This window comes from Shinella kummerowiae (assembly GCF_009827055.1).
In the GTDB taxonomy this organism is placed as follows: Bacteria; Pseudomonadota; Alphaproteobacteria; order Rhizobiales; family Rhizobiaceae; genus Shinella; species Shinella kummerowiae.
In genome coordinates, this window is the sequence record NZ_WUMK01000010.1 from 104531 (window position 1) to 125819 (window position 21289).

Here is a 21289-nt window from a genome sequence, read left to right on the forward strand (position 1 = left end):
GTATCAAACGCCGAGATAGCGGTCCTGAAGTTCCGGGGTCAGCCCCGCCGGCGTGCCTTCGAAGACCGTTGCGCCCTTTTCCAGCACGAAACACCGGTCGGCCACCGGAAGCAGTTCCGAGAGCGTCTTGTCGACGACGAGGATCGACTGGCCGGCGGCCTTCAGCTTGCGGATCGCGGACCAAATGTCTTGCCGGATGACGGGTGCCAGACCCTCGGTGGCTTCGTCCAGAATGAGCAGCCTTGGATTGGTCATCAGGGCACGGCCGACGGCAAGCATCTGCTGTTCTCCGCCGGACAGCGTGCGGGCATACTGGTCGCGCCGCTCGCCAAGGCGGGGGAAGAGATCGATGACTTTCGCAAACGTCCATTCGCTGCCGCGCGCCGTGGCGACGAGATTTTCCATCACCGTCAGGTTGGGAAAGCAGCGCCGTCCTTCGGGCACGAGGCCAAGGCCGAGCCTGGCGATGCGATGCGGCCGCATGCCGAAAATCGCCTTGCCACCAAAATTGATCACACCGGCGCGCGGGCGCACAAGGCCGATGATCGAGTTGATCGTCGTCGTCTTGCCCATGCCGTTGCGCCCCATGAGGGCCACGACTTCGCCTTCCCGAATGTCGAGATCGACGCCGAACAGCGCCTGCGAAGCGCCGTAGAAGGTTTCGAGGCCTTTGAGATCAAGGAGGGTCACGCGGTTTCTCCCAAATAGGCGCGGCGCACGTCCGGATCGCGGCGAATTTCATCGACCGTGCCCGTCGCGATGATGCGGCCATAGACGAGCACCGAGATGCGGTCTGCCAGTGCAAAAACCGCATCCATGTCGTGCTCCACCAAGAGCATCGGCGCTTCGTGGCGCAGGCCATCGAGGAACGATGTCAGCTGCTTGGAGCCCTCCGGCCCCATGCCCGCCATGGGTTCGTCGAAGAGGAAGGCTTTGGGCGAGAGTGCGAGCGCGATGGCGATTTCAAGCTGGCGGCGTTCGCCATGCGATAGCTCCGCCGCCGGTACCTTCGCGCGCGCGGCAAGGCCAACTCGCTCCAGCATGGCCATGGCCGGATCAATCAGGCTTCTGTCACTTGCCACCTGCCGGAAGAACCGGAAGCTGCTGCCCTCCTTCGCCTGGATCGCCAGCATGACGTTGCGCAGCGCGGAGAATTCCTGCGCGAGCGAGGAGATCTGGAAACTGCGGGCAAGCCCGAGCCTTGCCCGCGCCGCCATGTCGAGCCCGCCTATATCCTGGCCGAGAAAGCGGATCGTACCGCTGTCGGCGGCAAGCGAGCCGGAGATCTGGTGGATGAGCGTGCTCTTGCCGGCACCGTTCGGGCCGATCAGCGCGTGGATCTGGCCGGGATGAAGGTCGAGGCTGACGCCATCCGTGGCCTTCAAGGCATTGAAGGATTTGCGCAGATCGCGGATTTCGAGAATGGGCTCAGACATGGCGCGGCTTTCCCGAGAGCAGGCCGAGCAGCCCGCCACGCGCGAAAAGCACGATGCCGAGCAGGATGAGGCCGAGGAAGAACTGCCAGCGCTCGGTGATGCCGCCGAGCACATATTCGAGGCAGACGAAGATCATCGCGCCGGCAACAGGCCCGAAGAGCCGCCCCTTGCCGCCGAGGATGATGAGCACCATGAGCTCGCCCGACATGTGCCAGGAGAGCATGGATGGGCCGACAAAACGATTGAGATCGGCATAGAGCGCGCCGGCAAGGCCGGTGATCATCGCCGAGAGCGTGAAGGCGACGAGCCGTATCTGGAAGGGCGGGATGCCGACAGCGGCAAGGCGCACCCCATTCTGCCGGGCCGCCTGCAGCGCGCTGCCAAAGCGCGAGCCCTCGACGAGGCGAAACAGCAGGAGCGCTGCCATCAGCACGGCAAAACAGATCAGGAAATAGGGCAGCGGTTGCGCGGTGTTGATGCCGGGAAAGGCGTTGCGCACATAGATCGACAGGCCGTCCTCGCCGCCATAAGCCGGCCAGGAGATGGCGAAATAGTAGATCATCTGCGCGAAGGCGAGCGTGATCATGATGAAGTAGACGCCGGTCGTGCGCAGGCTGATTGCGCCGATCGGCAGCGCGACCAGCCCGGCGACCACGACCGCAGCCAGCCAGATCAGCGGCATCGAGGTTGTGCCGGGAATGCCGGCAAAGAGCGGTTCGGCGTTGAACGCATGGGTCGCCAGAATGCCGGCGACGTAGCCACCGAGGCCGAAGAAGGCGGCGTGCCCGAAAGACAGCAGCCCACCGAGCCCCAGCGCAAGATTGAGGCCGACGGCAGCGAGCGCGAGCACGACGACACGGGTGGCGAGCGTCACATAGAAGGGTTCGCCCATGCCGGCCGCGACGAGCGGCAGGCCAAGAAGAAGGAGGGTGATGAGCAGGTTGACGGTGGTTTCGCGGGTCATCGGATCCTCACGACCGGGTCGCGAACAGGCCGCTCGGCCTGAAAGCGAGAATGAGCGCCATGACGACATAGATCAGCATCGAGGCAAGCGCTGCGCCGATCGTGGTGGCCTGCGCGGCCGGCATGGTCAGCGCAAGCAACGACGGCAGCAGGAAACGGCCCATCGTATCGACAACGCCGACGATGACCGCGCCGACGAGTGCGCCCTTGATGGAGCCGATGCCGCCGATGACGATGACGACGAAGGCGAGGATGAGCACCGGCTCGCCCATGCCGACCTGAACCGACTGGAGCGCACCGACCAGGGCACCCGCGAGACCCGCAAGCGCGGCGCCAAGCGCGAAGACCACGGTGTAGAGCGTGCTGATATCGACGCCGAGGGCGGCGATCATCTCGCGGTCGGATTCGCCAGCGCGAATGCGCATGCCGAGCCGCGTGCGGGAAATCAGGAGATAGAGGCCGATGGCCACCGCAATACCGACGGCGATGATCGCCAGACGGTAGAGCTGGTACTGGCCGCCGCCCGGCAGCGGCACCGCCCCTTGAAGCTGTTTGGGAATATCGAGATAGAGCGGGAACGAGCCGAAAAGCCAGCGCGCGCCCTCGGACAGGATCAGGATCAGCGCGAAGGTGGCGAGCACCTGGTCGAGGTGGTCGCGGTCGTAAAGCCTTCGGATGACCGCGACTTCGATCAGCGCCCCGACGCCGGCGGCGGCGGCAAGGCTGGCGACGAGGCCTAACCAGAAGGAGCCGGTGGCCGCGGCCACCGCGGCGCAGGCGAAGGCGCCGATCATGTAGAGCGAGCCGTGGGCGAGGTTGATCAGGCCCATTACGCCGAAAATCAGCGTCAGGCCGGCGGCCATAAGAAACAGCATGACGCCGAGCTGGAGCCCGTTCAGGAGTTGTTCGATGAGGAGTGCGGTGAACACGGCGTCGGTCCGGGCTTGAGGTCGGGATCGCGTAGCCCATCGCCCGGGCGCCGGCAGAAAGCCGAACGCCCGGGCGATCAGACGTCAGGAGGCGTTACAGGCCGCACTGGTCGGCATAGACGTCCTTGTGATTTTCGAAGGCGGTCGCAACGATCTTGTTGGTCAGCATATCGCCATCCTTCACTACCTCGCGCACATAGATGTTCTGGATCGGGTGCTGGTTCTTGTTGAAGGCGAACGTGCCACGCACGGATTTGAAGTCGGCCGCCTTCAGTGCCGCGCGGAAGGCATCCTTGTCCTTGACGCTTGCCTTGGACAGCGCCGAGAGGATCAGGTTTGCCGTGTCCCAGCTCTGCGCCGCATAGACCGAGGGAAGGCGGTTGTACTCGGCCTTGAAGCTTTCGACGAAGGCCTTGCTGGCCTCGTTGTCGAGGTCCGGCGACCAGCTGGCGGAATTCTTCACGCCGAGCGCTGCATCCCCGACGGCCGGCAGCACGTCCTGATCGAAGGAGAAGCCAGGGCCCATGACCGGAATGCCGACGCCCGACTGGGCATATTGCTTCATGAAGGCAATGCCCATGCCGCCGGGCAGGAAGAAATAGACGGAATCGGCGCCCGATGCGCGGATCTGCGCGATCTCGGCCGCATAGTCCGTCTGGCCGACCTGGGTGTAGACCTCGCCGGCCAGGCTGCCTTTATAGAAGCGCTTGAAGCCGGTCAGCGCATCCTTGCCCGCCGGGTAGTTGGGCGCGAGGATGAACGAGTTCTTGTAGTCCTTGTTGGCATATTCGCCCATGCCTTCATGGAAGTTGTCATTCTGATAGGCCACGTTGAAATAGTTCGCGTTGCAGTTCGTGCCGGCCAGCGCCGAGGGGCCGGCGTTCGGCGAAAGATAGATGACGTCCTGCGCCACCGTGTTCGGCACGACGGCCATGGCGAGGTTCGACCAGATGATGCCCGTCATCAGATCGACCTTGTCGCCCTGGATCATCTTTTCCGCGATCTGCACCGCCAGTTCCGGCTTCTGGGCGTCGTCCTCGATCACGAGTTCCACGTCCTTGTTGCCCGACTGCTTGATGGCGAGCGTGAAGGCGTCGCGCATGTCGATGCCGAGGCCGGCACCGCCGCCCGAAAGCGTGGTGATGACGCCGATCTTCACCGGTTCTGCATAGGCAAGGCTGGATGTCGCGAGAGAAAGGCCAAAGAGGCTCGCTGCCAAAATACGGTTCATGCTGTTCTCCTCATAAAGTTCGGTTTTTATTGTGTTCTATCAAAGGTCTGTACGAACATGCCATAGCTCGGGGAAGAGTTCCACTTCCAGCATCTTCTTGAGATAGGATGCACCGGAGGTGCCGCCGGTGCCGCGCTTGAAGCCGATGATGCGCTCGACCGTGGTAACGTGGTTGAAGCGCCAGCGCCGGAAATAATCCTCGAAATCGACCAGCTTTTCGGCAAGCTCGTAGAGCATCCAGTAGCGCTGCGGGTTGCGATAGACGGTCTGCCAGGCTGCAAAAACCTTGCCGTTCTCGGCGCGCGTCTCGCGCCAGTCGCCGCGTTCCGCCTCGTCGCCGATGTCGAAGCCGTTGCGGCCCAGAAGCCGGATCGCCTCGTCGTAAAGCGAAGGTGCGGCGAGAATGGCTTCCAGCTTTTCCATGATATCGGGGCGATGCGCGTGCGGGCGCAGCATGGCGAGGTTGCGGTTGCCGGCAAGGAATTCGATCGCCCGGTACTGCCAGGACTGGAAACCCGAGGATTGCCCAAGCGAATCCCGGAACTCGGTATATTCGCTCGGCGTCATCGTGCGCAGCACGTCCCAGGCGCTGTTGAGCTGTTCGAAGATGCGAGCGACGCGCGACAGCATCTTGAAGGCGGGCTCCAGATGATCCTCCCGAAGCGACCGGATCGCCGAACTGATCTCATGCAGGGCAAGCTTCATCCAGAGTTCCGAGGTCTGGTGCTGGATGATGAACAGCATCTCGTCATGCGCGTCCGACAGCGGCGCCTGCGCCGTCAGCACCTTTTCCAGCTTGAGATAATCGCTGTAGGACATGCGTTCCTTGAACGACATCTGCGCGCCTTCCGTGGAAGGGTCGTACGGCTTGCTCATTTCAATGCTCCGTGCGCAGGCGAAAACGCTGGATCTTGCCCGTCGGCGTCTTCGGCAGGGCATCCAGGAATTTCACCGAGCGGGGGTATTTGTAAGGGGCGATCAATGCCTTCACATGATCTTGCAGGCGCTTTATCGTCGCCTCGTCGGCCGAAACGCCGGCCACCAGAACGACATGGGCCTCGACGATCTGGCCGCGCTCGCTATCGGTTGCACCGATCACGGCGCATTCTGCCACGTCCGCATGGGCGATCAGGGCCGCCTCTACTTCAGGGCCGGCGATGTTGTAGCCCGCGCTGATGATCATGTCGTCGGAGCGGGCGGCGAAGTGGAAAAAGCCGTCCTCGTCCTGCAGGAAGGCGTCGCCCGTGAGGTTCCAGCCGTCGCGCACATAGTCGCGCTGGCGGGCATCGGCCATGTAGCGGCAGCCGGTCGGGCCGCGCACCGCAAGCTTGCCGACCGTACCACGCGGCAGTTCCTGCATCTCCTCGTCGACGATCCGCGCCTCATAGCCGCCCACGGGTTTGCCGGTGGAGGCCGCCTTGCGGTCTTCAAAACGGTTGGAAATGAAGATGTGCAGCATTTCGGTTGCGCCGATTCCATCGAGGATCGGCTTTCCGGTCTTTTGTGTCCATTCGTCGAAGACCGGACCGGGCAGCGTTTCACCGGCGGAGATGGCGACACGCAACGACGAGAGGTCCGCGCCGGCATCCATCGCCTTCAACATGGCGCGGTAGGCGGTGGGGGCGGTAAACGAGATCGTCGCCTTGTAGGTTTCTATGATCTCCACCATCAGCGCCGGCGTCGCCTGCTCGAGCAGCGTCGCGGCCGCGCCGAAGCGTAGCGGAAAGATGGCAAGACCGCCGAGGCCGAAGGTGAAGGCGAGCGGCGGCGAGCCGACGAAGACGTCCTCGGGAGTCACCGTGAGAACTTCCTTCGCATACCCGTCGGCGATTACCATCAGGTCGCGGTGAAAGTGCATGGTCACCTTCGGCACGCCCGTGGTGCCGGATGTGAAACCGAGCAGCGCCACGTCATCGCGTCCCGTTCGAACGGCGTCGAAGGTGACCGGCTTGTCGAGCGCGACACGGTCTAGTTCCGCATCATGGTTCGCGGTACCGTCAAAGCCGATGACCTGTTTGAGATAGCGGCTGTCCTTGGCGCAAGCGATCATTTCGTCCATCAGGCGCGTATCACAGAGCGCCAGGCTGATTTCGGCCTTGTCTACGATCTTCGTGAGTTCGCCTGCGCGCAGCATCGGCATCGTATTGACCACGACGGCGCCCGCCTTGGTGGCGGCAAGCCAGCAGGCAACCATGGCCGGATTGTTGGCCGAGCGGATGAGGACGCGGTTGCCGGGCTTCACGCCGTAATTTTCAACGAGCGCATGCGCCAGCCGGTTCGTCCAGTCGGAGAGTTCCTTGTAGGTGCGCCGCCGCCCGTTGCCGATCAGCGCGGTCCGGTCGCCCACACCCTTCGCGACCATTGCATCCGTCAGTTCCACGGCGGCGTTGAGATGGTCCGGATAGTCGAAGCCGTCGAGCAGGAAATCCGGCCATTCCCCCGGCGGCGGCAGGTTGTCGCGGGTGAACGTATCGACATGTGCGGTCGGTCCAAGCATGTAGCGGCTACTCCCCTGTTCCAGTCCTACCTGTTTCCCAGGCGCGTTCAAAGCCGATGAGATGGTGTTTGGCCGCGCAATGACACTCGTCCGGGCATGGCTTCGCCGGATCGCGTCGTCGCGCAACAAATGCATCGATGGTGATGGGCACAGCGAAGACCTCCACTTCTGCGCTGAACATGGAGCAGCATCGCATCTGTCAAAAATTATTTCAAGCATAAAGTTTCTCGTCCGATGGCATTGCCTTTGCCGACGGTCCGGGCGATTGCTATGGCGCTGGCCGCATCAACGGGAGGAGTGCAGCGATGCTGGAATACCGCATTTCGGATTGGGACGACGCCTATGCCAATGGCGTGAACATCGCACGCAGCGATCGTTGGCCGGAGGCCTGGACCCGGCCCGCCGAGGCGTTCCGCGACACATTGCTTTCGGCCGGGCGCGCGAAACTCGACCTCGCCTATGGCGAGCGTCCGCGCAACCGCCTGGATCTCTTTCTCCCGGAAGGGTCAGCCAAAGGCCTGGTCGTCTTCGTGCATGGTGGCTTTTGGCTGCAGACCGATAAAAGCGTCTGGTCGCATCTGGCCGCTGGTGCCATCGCGAGCGGTTTCGCCGTTGCCATGCCGTCCTACACGCTGTGCCCGGAGGTTCGCATCGCAGAGATCGTAAGGGAAGTCGCCGCAGCCATCGGGGAAGCCGCAAAGCGCGTCGAAGGCCCGCTGATGCTGACCGGGCACTCCGCCGGCGGACATCTCGCCAGCCGGATGGTCACGGCGACGTCGCCTCTCGCGCCCCACGTTCAGCAGCGCATCCGCAATGTCGTCTCCATTTCCGGCCTGCACGACCTGCGCCCGCTTCTATCCACCGCGATGAACGAAAAGCTTGCCCTCGACGAAGCGGAAGCGCTTGCCGAAAGCCCGGCGCTGCTGCGGCCGATGGAAAATACCCGCATCACCTGCTGGGTTGGCGGCAGCGAACGCGCGGAATTCCTGCGCCAGACCGCGTTGCTCGCCAATATCTGGACGGGGTTGGGCGCGACCACCGCAGAGGTCGTCGAGCCCAACAAACATCACTTCGACATTCTCGACGGCCTGACCGACGCGGCGCATCCGCTGACCCGGACCCTGCTGTCGGCGTGACGGCACCGTTGGAAAGACGAGCCAGCCGACAGCGCGACCGTCGCAGGCGTCAGTCGGCGACAGAAATGTCGGGGGCTACGGAGCCGATATTGTATCCCTCCAGTTGCGCGGCCATCCTGTCGCGGGCAGGGAAGTTGAGAATGGTCGCGGTTCCCGGCGTCACCGGGACGACGCGCGACGGCGGAAGATCGAGGAATTCGTGGCAGACGGCGCGGATGACACCGCCATGCGCGACGATCAGCAGATCGCCGCGCGTGCGTGACATCCAGTCCCCGACGCCGTCCGCGATGCGCTTGCGAAACGCAATCCAGGTTTCGGCGTTGACCGGCGTGAACGTGCCGGCCCGCCAGGCCGTGTAATCGTCCGGCCGCTCGGCGATCAGGTCCGGCTTGCGCCGCCCGGTCCACTCTCCCATGTCCAGTTCACGGAACCGCTCGTCGGACGGCGCCTCCGGGTGGCCGATGAGCGCGACCGTCTGCCGCGTCCGGCCGAGATCGGAGGCAATGACGCGGGCAGGCTGCAGTGCCTTGGCATAGGGGCGGAAGCGCCGAACCTGGGCAATCCCGCGCTCGGAAAGCAACGAATTGTCCTGGCCCTGGAGACGTTGTTCGGCGTTCCATTCCGTCTCGCCATGACGCATGAGGATCAGCCTCATTGATGTATCCTTTCTCCTGTGGTCGCGAAGACCGCATCGGGTGTGCGAATGAACGAGAGGGCGACGGGCTCTCCGGGGATCGCGCTGAAATAACCGTCGGCCATGCCGGTGACCCGCAGGTCGTCGATCGTCGCCGTCACCATGGTGCGCCCGGCGATCGGCGCGGCCTCGGCAAAACGAGCCACGAGCGTGGGTACACCGGGCACCACACCGACGCCGACATCTTCGGCACGATAGAGCAGCTGCACCGCATCGCGCCCGGCAGCAAGGCTCGACGGCGCGAGCACAGTCTCGCCGAAGACCAGGTTTTCGCCCACGCGACGGACCGGCAGCAAGTTTGCCGGCGGTGTGCCCAGGAAGGTCGCGACGAAGCTCGTTTCGGGGTTGCGCAGGAGGTCGATGGGCCTGCCGAACTGCTCGACGCGGCCATTGTTGAGCACGGCGACATGGGTCGCCATCGTCATCGCCTCGACCTGATCATGCGTGACGTAGACGGACGTGGCGCCGGTGGCTCGGTGGATGCGCATCAATTCGCTGCGCATCTCGATGCGCAATTTGGCATCGAGATTGGAAAGCGGTTCGTCGAAGAGCAGGATGCTGGGTTCCGGCGCGATCGTGCGGGCGATCGCCACACGCTGCTGCTGACCGCCGGAGATTTCCGCCGGGTATCGCTCGGCAAGGACGTCGATACCGAGCAGGGCAAGCACTTCCGCGACCCGCTTCGCACGCTTCTCCCGCGGCCATTTCGCAACCTTGAGCGGCCAGGCGATGTTGCCGGCGACAGTCATGTGCGGCCAGAGCGCGTAGCTCTGGAAGACGAGACCGGCATTGCGCCGGCCGGCATCGGCAATGACGCCACCCGCGCCGCTGGAAACGGTTTGCCCGACGAAGGCGATCTCCCCTTCGCTCGGGCTTTCCAGCCCCGCCAGCATGCGCAGCAAGGTCGACTTGCCGCAACCCGAGGGGCCGACGAGAACGAGAAAGGAACCGGCCGGAACCGAAAGATCGACATCCTTGACGGCAGTGAAGGTGCCGAACCGTTTGACGAGATTGCGTATCTGGATGGCGTTCGCGGCGCCTGTCGCGATGGCGTTCATGACTCTTTCCACTTCTGAACGCGGTTCTGCAGACTGTGAGCCAGAAAGGAGGCTGCGAGGCAGACCACGAGGATGACGAGGGTGATGGCATTGGCAAACTGCATGAAGCCTTCCGCCGCGTAACGGTAGGCAACCATGCTGAGCACCGGCGACGTGGCCGTGAACAGCAGCACGACAAGCGAAAGATCCCGCACCATCTTGACGAAGACGAGGATCGCCCCGGCAAACAGGCCGCGGATCGCCAGCGGGAAGATGATCGCAAACAGCCGGCGGATGAGACCCGCCCCGGTCAGTCGGGCGCTTTCCTCGATGTCGGCCGAAATCTGGCCGAGCACGGACCGGCCGGATTGCACGGCGAAAGGCAGGTTGTGCGCCGATGCGGCAATGACGAGCAGCACGAACGTGCCATAGAGCGACGGGAACGGCCCGATCGGCGCACCAAACAGTGCGATATAGGCTGCGGCAAAGGCGATGCTTGGCACCAGCAACGGCAGGAAAGCGAGCTGGCTGAGGAGCGTGGCGAGCAAGCTGCCCCGGCGCTGCACGATGGTATAGGCCAGTGCGAGCCCCAGCAACATGGTTGTGAAGGCGACGACGAGGCCCAGGCGGATCGTGCTCCAGATGGCATCGAGCAGAACGGGATTGCGGAAGATGCCGGCCTGGCCCTGCGCCATCTCGCCGCCGCCCTCGCCGATCCAGAAATGCAGCGTCCAGTTGGAAAACAGCGCCCCGCTCTGTGGCGCAAGGCTGGATGCGGCAAGCACGAGCACCGGCACGATGGTGGTCAGCAGGCCAATGGCGGCGGCGACGGCGAAGAGCGGCCAGCGCCAGGCTCCGAGCGGGAAGCGTTTGGTGCGCCCACCCTTACCGGTGACGGTGATGAAGGCCTTGCGCCCGGAAACGAGACGGTCGGACAGGAAGAGGAACAGCGCCGAAACGGCAATCAGCAGCAGCGCGATGACAAAGCCGCGTTCGTTCTGCCCGGTCTCGATCATGCCGAAGAGACGGGTGGAAAGGGTCTGCATGCGCACCGGCAGGCCAAGCAAGGCGGGCGCCGCAAAATTGGCGACGGCACCGGCAAAGGTCAGTGAGGTCGCGGCGATCAGCGCCGGCGTCACGACCGGCAGAATGATGCCGAAGAAGATACGGGGGCGTTTTGCACCCGCCATCTGGCCGGCCTCGACGAGATCGGCACCGACCGAACTGAGCGCCGCAGCAATGATCGTATAGGCGAGCGAATAGTAGTGCGCGATCAATACGATCGCCGTGGGGATGAGCCCCCAGGCCAGCCAGTCGGGAATGGCAAGGCCACTGGTCTCGAAAAAGCCTGCGGAGCCGCCAAGGCGGGAATTGCGAAACAGCGTGCCCCAGGCAAGTGCCGCAGCAAAGCTCGGAATCATGTAGGGCAGCATGGCCATCATGCCGATGAGACGCCGTCCAGGCACGTCGGTGAGCACGACAAGCCAGGCGAGAAAGCCACCGATGATCAGGCAGCCGCTCGCGACGCTGAAGCCGAGGATCATCGTGTTGAACAGCGGCCGCCACCACAGATTGGCGGAAAGCGGGCTGGCCAGCACGGCCTTCCACGCCGCCATCCCCTCCGGTGTCAGCGTGGAGAGCACGATGCGGGCGAGCGGCGCCACCACAAGTATGGCAACGATTGCGACAAGAAGAACCGGCAAAAGGAAACCTGATCGGAGCAGCCGGCTGCCCGATGGCACGAAAAGCGAAGTCGATGTCATGAAAACCCTCCGCGCAGACCGGCATACCATTTGGCACTCCGGTCTGCGGGTCCGTTACTGAAGCGTGATGATGAGGTCGCCGATCCGCCCGCGCGCGGCCGCCGTCTTCGCCGGGTCGATCGTCCAGGCTTTCAATTCGCCCAGTTTCACGGAATCGGGATGGTGGGCAATGGAGGTGCGCGTGGCATAGTCGCCCGGCACGTTGAACGGTTCGAAACCCGCTCCACCGGTCGGTGTGTCATCACCGAACATGAAGTCGATCAACAGGCGGGCGGCAGCAGGATGGGGCGCCTTGTCGGCGATCGTCAGGACCGCCGGAAACAGGATGCCGTTCGCCGGCTCGACATTGTTGGCGACCTGTAACGCCCAGCCTTCCTTTTCATTGTCGCGGCGATCCGAATAGGTGCCGAAACCGACCGGCGGGTTTTTGGCATTCGCGTCGCCGACCGACTTGTTGAGCACATCGCTGTTGGGCACCAGGATCAGATCGTTTTCGAACAGCGCCTTGATGAATTGCTCACCCGCACCTTCAAGGCCTTCTTCAATCTCGATGTCCTTGCCGTAGTGCGCCTTGTAGGCAGCGGCCATCTCGTCCGGATGCAGGGCGATCTCCGTCAGAAGATCAAGCAGTTCACCACGCTGGCTCGGATCGACCATCAGCACCCGACCTTGCCATTCAGGCTCAGTCAGCTGCCAGAGGTTGCTCACCGGCGAGCCGTCTGGAAAGGCTTTTTCATTATACATCAATACCTTAGTCGAGAGGCGCTGCGTCAGGAGCGGCGCCTTGTAGCGGTCCTCCAGCTCGCTCTCCACACGCGGCGGCACGTAGTTCACGATGCGCTTGCCCTCCAGAAGCTTCGTGAAGACGACGGGTGTATCGGCGATATACAGCACGTCGACGGCATGGACCCCGGCCTGCTGTTCGGCTTCGATACGTGCGATCTGCTTGGTCGAGCTCATATCGAGACCGATCAGGTCGACGCCCGGATAGGCGGCCTCGAAGGCCGCTTCCACCTTGGCGATGCGGCTCGACAGCGAAAAGACGGTGACGCTGCCCTCCTTCTGGGCAAGCGGCAGCAATTGCTGCGGCGTCAGGCCGTCAAGATCATCCGCGAGAGCCAACCCCGGCAGAACGAAACAGGCCGCGATGGCGGATGCGTATAAGCGTTTCATCATGGTTTCCTCCTCCATTTTATCAATCAGTCGAAGTCGTTGAATAGCTCCGACAGTTTTTCCAATCGTCCGATGACCTCCCGCTCATGCCGTCCGGCGATCGTCAGCACGATGCCGTTGACGATCGCGAAGGGGATCGTCGGCGTCTGGAATTCGCTTCCCGAGCGCCCACGCGGCGCCGCCAGCATGAGATCGGCGGACGGCTCCATGAGTGGCCCGACAAGGTCCGAAATCAGGATGGTCCGTGCACCGACAAGTGCGGCGTGGCGCATAAGCGGCGCGTAACTTTGCGGCTGCTTGCGAAAGGCAAGCGCAACAACGATGTCATTCGCCTCCATGGCGGCCAGGCGCTCGGCTATGTCGCGGCCGCGCCCGGTCAGCGCGATCGTCGTCATGCCGAACCTATCCAACCGGCGCTGCAGGAAACCGGCAACGGATTGCGCATGCCCCTGACCGAACACGAAGACGCGACGTGCCTCGAAGACCATATCGGCCGCGCGGTCCACATCCGCCTGCGGCACCGACCGGGCGAGCGTCTCAAGCGCCGTGATCTCGGCGGCGATAAGGTCGGTCAGATAATCGCCATGTTCGACCTTGGCGACCGACCGGCGCATGCGGTTGGCAGCATCCTGATCCAGCAGCACCTCACGCTGAAGTTCGGAGCGCAGATCAGGAAACCCTTTGTAGCCAAGCTTCTGCGCCAGCCGTGTCGCCGTTGCCTCGTGCACGCTGGCGCGTTGGGAAAGCTGCGGCCCGGACAGGAACGCCGCCTCCGCACGGTTCTCCAGCATGGCCGCGATCAACTTCTGATCCGCTACCGTTAGCTTCTTGGACTTGGCCTTTATGCGATCCAGAATGGTCATGGGCGCTCGATACGATTGTTTGCAGCCCCAATCGTTATCGCAAGTAAACTTGCAGTCAATACGCGCTTAGCAAGATTCCTTGCAAGGCGCTGCAAGGGTGAGCAGCCGTGCTATCGTCTAAGAGAGCCCGTGCACCGCGTATAAAGCTTTCCGATATCCGGCGGATCAGACAGCGTCTCAATGCCGGCCAGAAAAGGCCCGCTGACCGCGATAGGCGGCAGGACACGCGCCGATAGTGTCACCGGTTTGCCTGCCAACGCCTCCAAATAGCCGGCCCATCGAATTCCGCCCGCTGTTGGCCGCAGGCGTTGTCTCGAGATGCCGACAGCCCGGAACCCACGACCGTGTCGATTTCGCGCTGTGCGGACTCTCACTCGACCAACAAACACGCCTACAAAGGTATATTTTCTGATATGCTCTTATTTGTACAATTTTCGGAAAGCACAAAAGCCTTGGCAAAAGCTGCAAACCTCGGCGCCTCCCCACCACCACAAAGGCTGATCGGATACGCGCGTGTTTCGCCGGACGATCAGTTCAACGACACACAAGTCGACGCGTTGCGGGCGGCAGGCTGCGAGCGTATCCATCACGAACAGGGGTCCGGCGCATCCAGTGCGAGACCAATGCTGGCTAGGCTTCTCGCCGATCTCGCTGCCGGCGACGTTCTTGTAGTCGTAAGCCTGGACCGGCTGGCACGATCGGTCAGCCATCTGCTTGATGTCATCGAAAACTTGCAAAAGCGCGGCGTGCATTTCCGCTCCTTGCATGACCCGATCGATACCTCCACACCACAAGGGATATTCGCCCTGCTGGTGCTTGGCTCAGTCGTCCAACTCGAGCGCGCGGTGCTCGTGGAGCGAACCAAGTCCGGCATGAAGGCGGCCAAGGCGCGTGGCAAGATTGCGGGCAATCCCGGCCTTCGGGAACGGCGGCCGGAAGCAATCCGCGCTCTCTCCCTGGCCCGCGAGCGCGCCTACCTCGAGGATCTCATCGCGTCGGCACCGGCATGGCTGCCGATGGTGCGCCAGTTGCGGCCGCAGCACAGCTGGGAGAATGTCGTGCTGATCCTCAATCGTCAGGGACAGGACTGGACCGTCGAGCGCTTACGTCGCGCCGTCCACCGAATGGCACGGGAGAAACTTGTCGAACCGGAACTGATTGCCCGGTCACCACGACGACCTCCTGAGCATCATCTGGCGCAGGTCGTTGCCAGGATCGCCATTGCGGACCCGGATCTGTCGCTGCGCGGGATTGCTGCCCGGCTGGACCAAATGAGTGAAAGGCCACCGCGAGGGGGCCGGAAATGGCAGCCATCATCGGTCAGGGCATTGTTGGACGATGCGCGCCGTCTTGGCTTCATGCGTTCTTGAGGGGGCAGCGGATGAGCCAATACAGGAAACGAGGCGAACTTCGGCTACCGACCTGCCATTGGTGCAACCATTCAGGCGAACTGAGCCAAGAGCCCCGCACTGAACACGGTCTGGCGAGACCAATTCCACCAAGGACGACGATTCACGGTCAGCATATTTCCCTGTGCTCGCCATCTTAGTTGCCACCCCACGGGACGTCGGCGTAATCAGCCCACTTGGCCCTCCAAGCGCGTGGAGAGTATTCATCCAATCCAACCTTCTGGCCTTTACCTGTCTCCACAGCAGCTTAACGCTGCAACCGCAATTGGATAGGCCCAATTGCCCTCAGTCCAGGTGCTATATCGCGCCAACCAACTGAAAGTATTGGTGAAAACAGGTATTTGTACGGCTGACAAATCTCGGTCGCCGTTGGAAATGGGTTTTCATGGCGTCCTGCTACCGGATAGCCTTCACGTCATTATCGGCGACCGGATCCAGTGAATTGGATTCAGGCCTCTTTCCGGCGGCGGGTAGACGTTATGTCTGCATCAAACTGCAAGGCCACTGCTCACGGCAATGCCGTTAGGCAAGCGCGCCACAACGATTTCTCAGCCTGTTTGTCGCGTGCCATCACTTTGCAAGCGCAAGAGAGCCATCAACATCGGCCCGAGGGAAAACTCTCCGCGTCGCGCTTTCTCGGTCAAATCACGCAGGTAAGCGCCGGCTGAATTGATATGCTCCGCTCGCTCAAGGATGCACGCCACCAGAACCGCAGCATTCTCTGGTCCCACGGTCTCGCAGGCGTGCTGGTAGACGGAGGGACTTATTCCCAGTGCCGAACGGGCGACAACGGCGGCCGTCATCAGATCACGCCATCCGGCAACCGCGCCGGTTTGCGCATACATGGCGATCTCCGGGCAAGCACGCAGTACCATTCCTAACGGGAAGGTTGGAGCCTGGATCGTACGGCGTTCGATATTTGCGCCCGACGAGCCACCCAGCTCTTTTCCAGAGCCCGGTTCAGATTCAATGATAGATTCAGTATTTGAATTCTGTTTGTGCTGACGGATATCGTTGTCATTGGTGACGGATTTTTCCGGAATAATTTGGTTTTCCAGCATGTTGATGACCTCGCTGCGAAGGAGGAGGAGATCATCAAGGCACTCTGTGAGAGTTTGCAGGGTTCTTGCCGATCGCAACTCGCTTACCGCGGCGAGATAATAGGTCTCGACCATCTCCCAGTCGCCAGGGACACCTTCCTCGATCGCGGCCGTCATCAGCTTTCGGATGTCTCGCCGGGTGATCGTGATGCGTTCCTTGACGAGCTTCAGGCGCCTGTTTTCCTCGGCGATCTGCTGCGCGAGCAACGCCAATTCTCCGGAGCGGGCGAGGAGCGGGGCCAAGCTGAACCCATAAGCGGCCTCGATCGATCCGTCTCGGGCTTTCCGTGCGTAGCGCTTGCCGTTCGGGCTGTCGTTGCGGTGGATAAGACCTGCCTGCGTGAGCAGTGCGAGGTTTTCGCGCAGGGTCGTTCCCGCAATGCCGTTCGCCCGCGCCGTGAGCTGTGCATTGGATGGAAACACAATGAGATTGGCTTTATCCCGGAGATCGGTTTCGGGATAAAAGGACAGCAGTGCATGGAGCACGGCAAGGGCGCGGTCTCTAAGGCCGAGCAAGGAACGGGCTTCGCACGCGTCGCGATAGACCTTCCACTTGTCGACGGATTTCCCGCGGGTGACATCGGCGGTCTTGAACTGGTTTTTCACCAGCGCAAGCGTCATTGACCGCCGCCCAAAGGGCGTCGTTACGCTTCCACTTTGCATGTCTTTCACCTTTCAAAAGGCAAAAGAAATCCGCTCACCAAAATTGGCGTCAAAGTCTCTTGACTAGGATTCGTGGAAATGCGATTCTCTGAGTGTCTAGTTCGGAGAGAGGCTTCCACGGGTAACCGTTTGGGGGCCTTTTTCTTTTGCGATCTACCTTTCTTCAGCTTTTGTTGACGTCAGGAACTCTGCGTGCAGGCGCTCAAGGTTGTCCGCGATGAAGCGGCCAAAGCGGCCGGCATCGTGGGACTTGAGCGCAATCGAATAACTTTTGCCGGCGCCCTGGAATTCCGCGCGCACGCTTGCGTCCCCGGCCTGCCACTCTCCACCGGCTTTTTGCCGCTTGGGCAGACGACCAGCCTTCTTGATGCCATTGGCTACGAATTCAAACCGCGCGTCGGATTGCAGCGGTGCGAACGTGTTGCTTGTGACAAGCTCCTCGGCCAAGGCCGCAGCCGATGGCTTTTCGATCTGCTGGGCGAGGTCAATCCACCGGTCCCGGCCAATCCCCTTCGCTGCCCCAATCGCCTCCACGATGGTCTTGGGAACCCGGCTGCTTACCGACAGCATGCGCGTCAGCATCGGTGCGTCCACGGACAGGGCTGCCTGGATCGTCGGCCTATCGTGTCCGAGGGACAGGAGTTTGTGCGCGAAGATCGCGCGTTCGATAAAGGACAGGTTTTCGCGAGCGGAGTTTTCCTGCCCCTGGGCGATGACGTGATCGCCGTCCGACACCTCCCGGACGATGGCACGGACCGGCCGTCCCAAGGCTTTTGCTGCGCGAACGCGACGATGGCCAAAGACGATTTGGTACTGGCCGTCGGTCGTCGGGTGAGGGCGCACCAGGATCGGTGTATCCTGGCCGCGCTCCTTGATTGCTTCCAGCAACTCGGCAAAAGCTGCATCATCGTCTCCAAGGCGATCGGAGACAAACGAGTTTTCGACCAAAGCGGTGTCCAGCTCAACGATCGCGTCCGCCGACTGGTTCTGGTCGGCAAGTGCTGCTTTTTCGGCAAGCTCGTGCAAGGAATTGATCATCGAGCGCGAGGCACCACGCGTTGCGTAGCCCGGCGCGGCGCGGCGTTCGGTGCCGGAGCCCTGTGGGGCCGTGATGTTTGCAAAGACGTCCTTACGAGCCATCTCAAAGTTCCTTGAGCGCGTTCAACGCGCGCGTATCGTTGTAGAAAATCGGGGTCTGTACGGCTGACAACCGATTACGCACTGCGCCGCCCCCAAACCCTGTTCAACAGTTCGGTGACCTCTGCATTGACGGCGTCCATCGATTCCCGCGCGCGATCGTAGGTCGCTGCTGTAAACTGAGCCCTCTCGACTTCATAGAGGCTTTGCTTCGTCAGGCCGGCATCCGAAACCGCGGTCGATTTCACCATGTGATGCTTCATCATCTGCTGGGCAAACATGGATTGCATGAACCCGACCATCTGCTGCTGTGGGATGTCGATGGGCTCATAACGCGTGATCAAGTATCGGAACCAGTCGAGCGAAACATTTACCCCGACGTCCTCGACGCTCTTCAAGATGTCGCCGAGCATCAGGAGGAATTGCGACATCGACATGATGTCCAGCATCTGCGGATGAACCGTGATGAGGACCGAGGTCGCGGCCGTCAGGGCCGTCAGTGTGAGGTAGCCAAGCTGGGGAGGGCAATCCACAACGACGACGTCATACTGCTCATCAACCTCGCCCAGGGCATCGCCGATGCGCGTGTAAAACAGCTTGCCGGCGTTCGAATCCTTGCGCTGCATGGCGATCGGCGTGTCGTATTCGTATTCCTGCAGCTCAAGATTTGCCGGCACCACGTCCAGATTGGGGAAATTGGTGGGCTGTATGATGTCGACAATCGACTTGCGCTGATCGTCGTAGCGAAGGGCCTCGTAGAAGGATGCGTTCTGGTCGAGCTCCGGCTGTATGCCGTACAGCGCCGTCAACGATGCCTGCGGGTCGAGATCGACCGCCAATACGCGATAGCCTCTGAGAGCAAGATATTGGGCCAGATGGGCCGCGGTGGTCGTTTTGCCGGAACCGCCCTTGAAGTTCACCACCGCGAGAACCTGAAGCTTTTCAGTGCCCTTGCGATGGGGCGCGCGGTCGAGCAGCGTCCGCAACTCGTTCATCTGATGTGCGGTATAGTACCGGCGGCCAGTCGACGTGGTGCTGGGCTCGACGCCCTTGCCCTGCAGGTGCAGTTTTTTGAGATAGCTTTGCGATACGCCGACAAATTCGGCGACCTCAGCAAGCGAGAACTGGCGAAGGGTTTTTTGCGCGTTCGGCGGGAATTTCTCCTGCCGCAACATGTCGAGCTTCGAGGAGATGTCGCTACCCTGCTCGAGAATCGTATCCGCGAAACTCGTCACTTTTTCCGAAGTGGCCATTTTCACGTTCATTTAGGGATCTGCCTCTAATCACGATATTATCGCTGTTTCGTACGAAATATCGTGACAGTTACCCGATTCCCCGATTCTGGCAAGGAAAATAGGGTTGCCAGGACCTTAACACCATCTGCCCGCTATCGCAGCCAAGGCTTTGTGCAGCAGCATTGCCGGCCGGCGCGGTTTCGAAAACGCGCAGCCCCTGTCTTCTCGGAAGGTCATTCCGAGCGCATAATCTTCACCCTGCCTGGCCTAATCTTGCGGCGCCAGCTCTCTGCCGAAATTTCAACGCCGTGTTCAAACGCGCATGTGACCTTTGGAAATAGGTAGACCGTTGCGCGTTCGAACCTCTCGACCACCCGCCACTAAGGCTTGGCAGTTGACGTGGTCTCGCCCGTCGCCAAGAAGGGCGCATTTTCGCGCAAGTGGATGACAGTCGGGCCGCCCGCGCCGAAGGCGGTTTTGACCGCAGCTTCCAGCTCCTCGAAACTTTCCGGTTCGGCGGTCCGGCAGCCATAGGCTTCGGCGAGCTTGACGAAATCCGGATTGTGCTGATTGACGCCGATTGTCGGGATGTCGCGAACGATCATGCCGTCGCGGATCTGGGCGAGGCTGTCATTATTCCAGAGGATGATGGCGAGCGGCAGCTTGTTTTCGACCGCGGTGCCGAGTTCCTGGAGGGTGAACTGGAAGCCGCCGTCGCCGACGATGACGGCGACCGGCGTTTCGGGGCTTGCGATCTTGCCGCCGATCGCCGCCGGCAGGGCGTAGCCCAGCGTGCCGAAGCCGGCCGGGAAATGCCAGGTGCGTGGCAGGGCGCTGCGGAAAAAGGCATAGCCGGTATAAGCGAGCTGAGTCATGTCGGTGTAGATGACGCCGTCGTCGGGGATGGCATTGCGCAGGCTGTCGAGTACGCGGACATGTTTTTGTTCAAGCGGCGTCAGGCCGTCGCGCTCGGTGGCGCGCAGTTCGGCAATGGCGTTGCTGTCCTTGAAGCCTTTCGCCGGCGAGACCCTTTCGGTGATCGCTGCCACGGCCAGTTTCGCATCCGCCTCCATGGCGACGTCCACATCATAGTCGCGCACCAGCGTCGCGGGGTCGATGTCGATGCGGATGAGCCTGCCGACCATCGGCAGCGGTCCGTCAAGCCAGATGTCGGGTTCGGCAAGCTCGGTTCCGATGAGCAGCACCGCATCGGCATCGCGCACGAAGGCCTGGGTGGCGCCGCGATCCGCCGTCACCTCCAGGGCGAGCGGGTGGTCGTCCGGCAGGATGCCCTTGGCGGCGATGGTCGGCACCACTGCTGCGCCGATCTTTTCCGCCAGCGCCCTGACCTCGGTCGCTGCCGAAACCGCGCCGCCGCCGGCAAGGATCACCGGGCGTTTCGCCGCGTTGAGGATCGCGGCGGCCGTCTCGACCTGTGTGGCATCGGGCGCGCGGCGGCGCGCTGTGGTGCGTCGGCTTGCCGGCCTGTCGTCGGGCGCCTTGAACACGTCGAGCGGGATCGAGACATGCACCGGGCGCGGGCGGCCGCTTTCGAACAGCGCGAAGGCACGGGCGATATATTCGCGCACCTGCTCTGGATTGGTGGCTGTTTCCGAGAAGGCGGTGAGGGGACGGGTGACAGCGGACTGGTCGGTGATCTCGTGCAGCGTGCCGCGGCCCATGCCGAGATCCTTGTTCGCCGCGACGGAGGTGATGACCAGCATAGGCACGCTGTCGGAATAGGCCTGGCCGATGGGGGTGGCGGCATTGGTGACGCCGGGTCCGGAAATCAGCACGCAGACGCCCGGCTTGCCCGACATGCGGGCATAGCCGTCGGCCATGAAGCCGGCGCCCTGTTCATGGCGCACGCCGATATGGCGGATGCCGGCGGCATCCATGCCGCGATAGGCTTCGAGTGTGTGCACGCCGGGCATGCCGAAGACGGTGTCGACGCCATAGGCCTTCAGGATCTGCATCAGGCGGCTGCCGCAGGAAATGGTCTCGTTCATAATGGAATCCGTTC

Annotated in this window: 18 protein-coding genes; 2 read left to right on the forward strand and 16 right to left on the reverse strand. The window is 62.2% G+C overall.

The features are described 5' to 3' along the window. Nucleotides 1–3: 3 nt before the first annotated feature. From GR138_RS24180 to GR138_RS24210, 7 genes are all read right to left on the reverse strand, one after another. Nucleotides 4–690, reverse strand: a complete 687-nt coding sequence (locus tag GR138_RS24180; protein ID WP_160861835.1) for an ATP-binding cassette domain-containing protein — start codon at nucleotides 688–690, stop codon at nucleotides 4–6. Further along, complete coding sequence (locus GR138_RS24185) at nucleotides 687–1436, reverse strand: ABC transporter ATP-binding protein (protein ID WP_160861836.1); 750 nt, start codon at nucleotides 1434–1436, stop codon at nucleotides 687–689. Before GR138_RS24185 ends, GR138_RS24180 begins: the two co-directional genes overlap by 4 nt. Then, on the reverse strand, nucleotides 1429–2400 hold the full coding sequence (locus GR138_RS24190; protein ID WP_160861837.1) for a branched-chain amino acid ABC transporter permease: 972 nt from the start codon (nucleotides 2398–2400) through the stop codon (nucleotides 1429–1431). The genes GR138_RS24185 and GR138_RS24190 overlap by 8 nt, the downstream gene beginning before the upstream one ends. Nucleotides 2401–2407: 7 nt before the next feature. Then, nucleotides 2408–3328: an ABC transporter permease subunit gene (locus GR138_RS24195; protein ID WP_160861838.1), complete on the reverse strand. Its 921-nt coding sequence runs from the start codon at nucleotides 3326–3328 to the stop codon at nucleotides 2408–2410. 94 nt (nucleotides 3329–3422) lie between these two features. Continuing rightward, nucleotides 3423–4559 (reverse strand): ABC transporter substrate-binding protein, encoded by a 1137-nt coding sequence (locus GR138_RS24200; RefSeq protein ID WP_160861839.1) that lies wholly within the window; start codon nucleotides 4557–4559, stop codon nucleotides 3423–3425. A gap of 39 nt (nucleotides 4560–4598) precedes the next feature. After that, complete coding sequence (gene kynA, locus GR138_RS24205) at nucleotides 4599–5435, reverse strand: tryptophan 2,3-dioxygenase (RefSeq protein ID WP_160861840.1); 837 nt, start codon at nucleotides 5433–5435, stop codon at nucleotides 4599–4601. Between the two features lies 1 nt (nucleotide 5436). Beyond that, complete coding sequence (locus tag GR138_RS24210) at nucleotides 5437–7056, reverse strand: AMP-binding protein (RefSeq protein ID WP_160861841.1); 1620 nt, start codon at nucleotides 7054–7056, stop codon at nucleotides 5437–5439. A gap of 305 nt (nucleotides 7057–7361) precedes the next feature. Here GR138_RS24210 and GR138_RS24215 point away from each other — a divergent pair, with 305 nt between their 5' ends. Beyond that, nucleotides 7362–8192 (forward strand): alpha/beta hydrolase, encoded by an 831-nt coding sequence (locus GR138_RS24215; RefSeq protein WP_160861842.1) that lies wholly within the window; start codon nucleotides 7362–7364, stop codon nucleotides 8190–8192. Nucleotides 8193–8241: 49 nt separating this feature from the next. Here GR138_RS24215 and GR138_RS24220 read toward each other — a convergent pair whose 3' ends face one another. From GR138_RS24220 to GR138_RS24240, 5 genes are read right to left on the reverse strand one after another with little or no spacing between them, the layout of a single operon-like run. Beyond that, complete coding sequence (locus GR138_RS24220) at nucleotides 8242–8847, reverse strand: histidine phosphatase family protein (protein ID WP_160861843.1); 606 nt, start codon at nucleotides 8845–8847, stop codon at nucleotides 8242–8244. Further along, nucleotides 8844–9944, reverse strand: coding sequence for an ABC transporter ATP-binding protein (locus tag GR138_RS24225; protein ID WP_160861844.1), 1101 nt, complete (start codon nucleotides 9942–9944; stop codon nucleotides 8844–8846). Before GR138_RS24225 ends, GR138_RS24220 begins: the two co-directional genes overlap by 4 nt. Continuing rightward, entirely contained in the window at nucleotides 9941–11686 is a 1746-nt protein-coding gene (locus tag GR138_RS24230; protein ID WP_160861845.1) for an ABC transporter permease, read from the reverse strand. The genes GR138_RS24225 and GR138_RS24230 overlap by 4 nt, the downstream gene beginning before the upstream one ends. Nucleotides 11687–11740: 54 nt before the next feature. After that, complete coding sequence (locus tag GR138_RS24235; RefSeq protein ID WP_160861846.1) at nucleotides 11741–12862, reverse strand: ABC transporter substrate-binding protein; 1122 nt, start codon at nucleotides 12860–12862, stop codon at nucleotides 11741–11743. 23 nt (nucleotides 12863–12885) lie between these two features. Beyond that, entirely contained in the window at nucleotides 12886–13722 is an 837-nt protein-coding gene (locus GR138_RS24240; protein ID WP_160861847.1) for a MurR/RpiR family transcriptional regulator, read from the reverse strand. 413 nt (nucleotides 13723–14135) lie between these two features. Here GR138_RS24240 and GR138_RS24245 point away from each other — a divergent pair, with 413 nt between their 5' ends. Next, a complete protein-coding gene (locus GR138_RS24245; protein ID WP_160861983.1) occupies nucleotides 14136–15092 on the forward strand; it encodes a recombinase family protein in 957 nt (318 codons plus the stop codon). A 587-nt stretch (nucleotides 15093–15679) separates the two neighbouring features. On the opposite strand, the gene repC is transcribed toward GR138_RS24245, so the two are convergent. The 4 genes from repC to GR138_RS24265 form a co-directional block, all read right to left on the reverse strand. Beyond that, a complete protein-coding gene (gene repC / locus GR138_RS24250) occupies nucleotides 15680–16894 on the reverse strand; it encodes a plasmid replication protein RepC (RefSeq protein WP_160861848.1) in 1215 nt (404 codons plus the stop codon). A 153-nt stretch (nucleotides 16895–17047) separates the two neighbouring features. Next, the gene (gene repB / locus GR138_RS24255) at nucleotides 17048–18034 is read right to left on the reverse strand and encodes a plasmid partitioning protein RepB (protein WP_160861849.1); all 987 of its coding nucleotides are present in this window, start codon (nucleotides 18032–18034) and stop codon (nucleotides 17048–17050) included. Between the two features lie 74 nt (nucleotides 18035–18108). After that, nucleotides 18109–19296, reverse strand: a complete 1188-nt coding sequence (gene repA, locus GR138_RS24260; protein WP_202402816.1) for a plasmid partitioning protein RepA — start codon at nucleotides 19294–19296, stop codon at nucleotides 18109–18111. A 350-nt stretch (nucleotides 19297–19646) separates the two neighbouring features. Continuing rightward, nucleotides 19647–21275, reverse strand: a complete 1629-nt coding sequence (locus GR138_RS24265) for a 5-guanidino-2-oxopentanoate decarboxylase (protein ID WP_202402817.1) — start codon at nucleotides 21273–21275, stop codon at nucleotides 19647–19649. Between the last annotated feature and the right edge of the window lie 14 nt (nucleotides 21276–21289).

Coding starts and splice junctions, on each gene's coding strand:
- repB (WP_160861849.1), bottom strand. CDS start 18,034: ATGGCTCGTAAGGACGTCTTTGCAAACATCACGGCCCCACAGGGCTCC.
- GR138_RS24235 (WP_160861846.1), bottom strand. CDS start 12,862: ATGATGAAACGCTTATACGCATCCGCCATCGCGGCCTGTTTCGTTCTG.
- GR138_RS24245 (WP_160861983.1), top strand. CDS start 14,136: ATGCTCTTATTTGTACAATTTTCGGAAAGCACAAAAGCCTTGGCAAAA.
- GR138_RS24210 (WP_160861841.1), bottom strand. CDS start 7,056: ATGCTTGGACCGACCGCACATGTCGATACGTTCACCCGCGACAACCTG.
- GR138_RS24265 (WP_202402817.1), bottom strand. CDS start 21,275: ATGAACGAGACCATTTCCTGCGGCAGCCGCCTGATGCAGATCCTGAAG.
- GR138_RS24215 (WP_160861842.1), top strand. CDS start 7,362: ATGCTGGAATACCGCATTTCGGATTGGGACGACGCCTATGCCAATGGC.
- kynA (WP_160861840.1), bottom strand. CDS start 5,435: ATGAGCAAGCCGTACGACCCTTCCACGGAAGGCGCGCAGATGTCGTTC.
- GR138_RS24185 (WP_160861836.1), bottom strand. CDS start 1,436: ATGTCTGAGCCCATTCTCGAAATCCGCGATCTGCGCAAATCCTTCAAT.
- GR138_RS24190 (WP_160861837.1), bottom strand. CDS start 2,400: ATGACCCGCGAAACCACCGTCAACCTGCTCATCACCCTCCTTCTTCTT.
- GR138_RS24220 (WP_160861843.1), bottom strand. CDS start 8,847: ATGAGGCTGATCCTCATGCGTCATGGCGAGACGGAATGGAACGCCGAA.
- GR138_RS24230 (WP_160861845.1), bottom strand. CDS start 11,686: ATGACATCGACTTCGCTTTTCGTGCCATCGGGCAGCCGGCTGCTCCGA.
- repA (WP_202402816.1), bottom strand. CDS start 19,296: ATGAACGTGAAAATGGCCACTTCGGAAAAAGTGACGAGTTTCGCGGAT.
- GR138_RS24225 (WP_160861844.1), bottom strand. CDS start 9,944: ATGAACGCCATCGCGACAGGCGCCGCGAACGCCATCCAGATACGCAAT.
- GR138_RS24200 (WP_160861839.1), bottom strand. CDS start 4,559: ATGAACCGTATTTTGGCAGCGAGCCTCTTTGGCCTTTCTCTCGCGACA.
- repC (WP_160861848.1), bottom strand. CDS start 16,894: ATGCAAAGTGGAAGCGTAACGACGCCCTTTGGGCGGCGGTCAATGACG.
- GR138_RS24240 (WP_160861847.1), bottom strand. CDS start 13,722: ATGACCATTCTGGATCGCATAAAGGCCAAGTCCAAGAAGCTAACGGTA.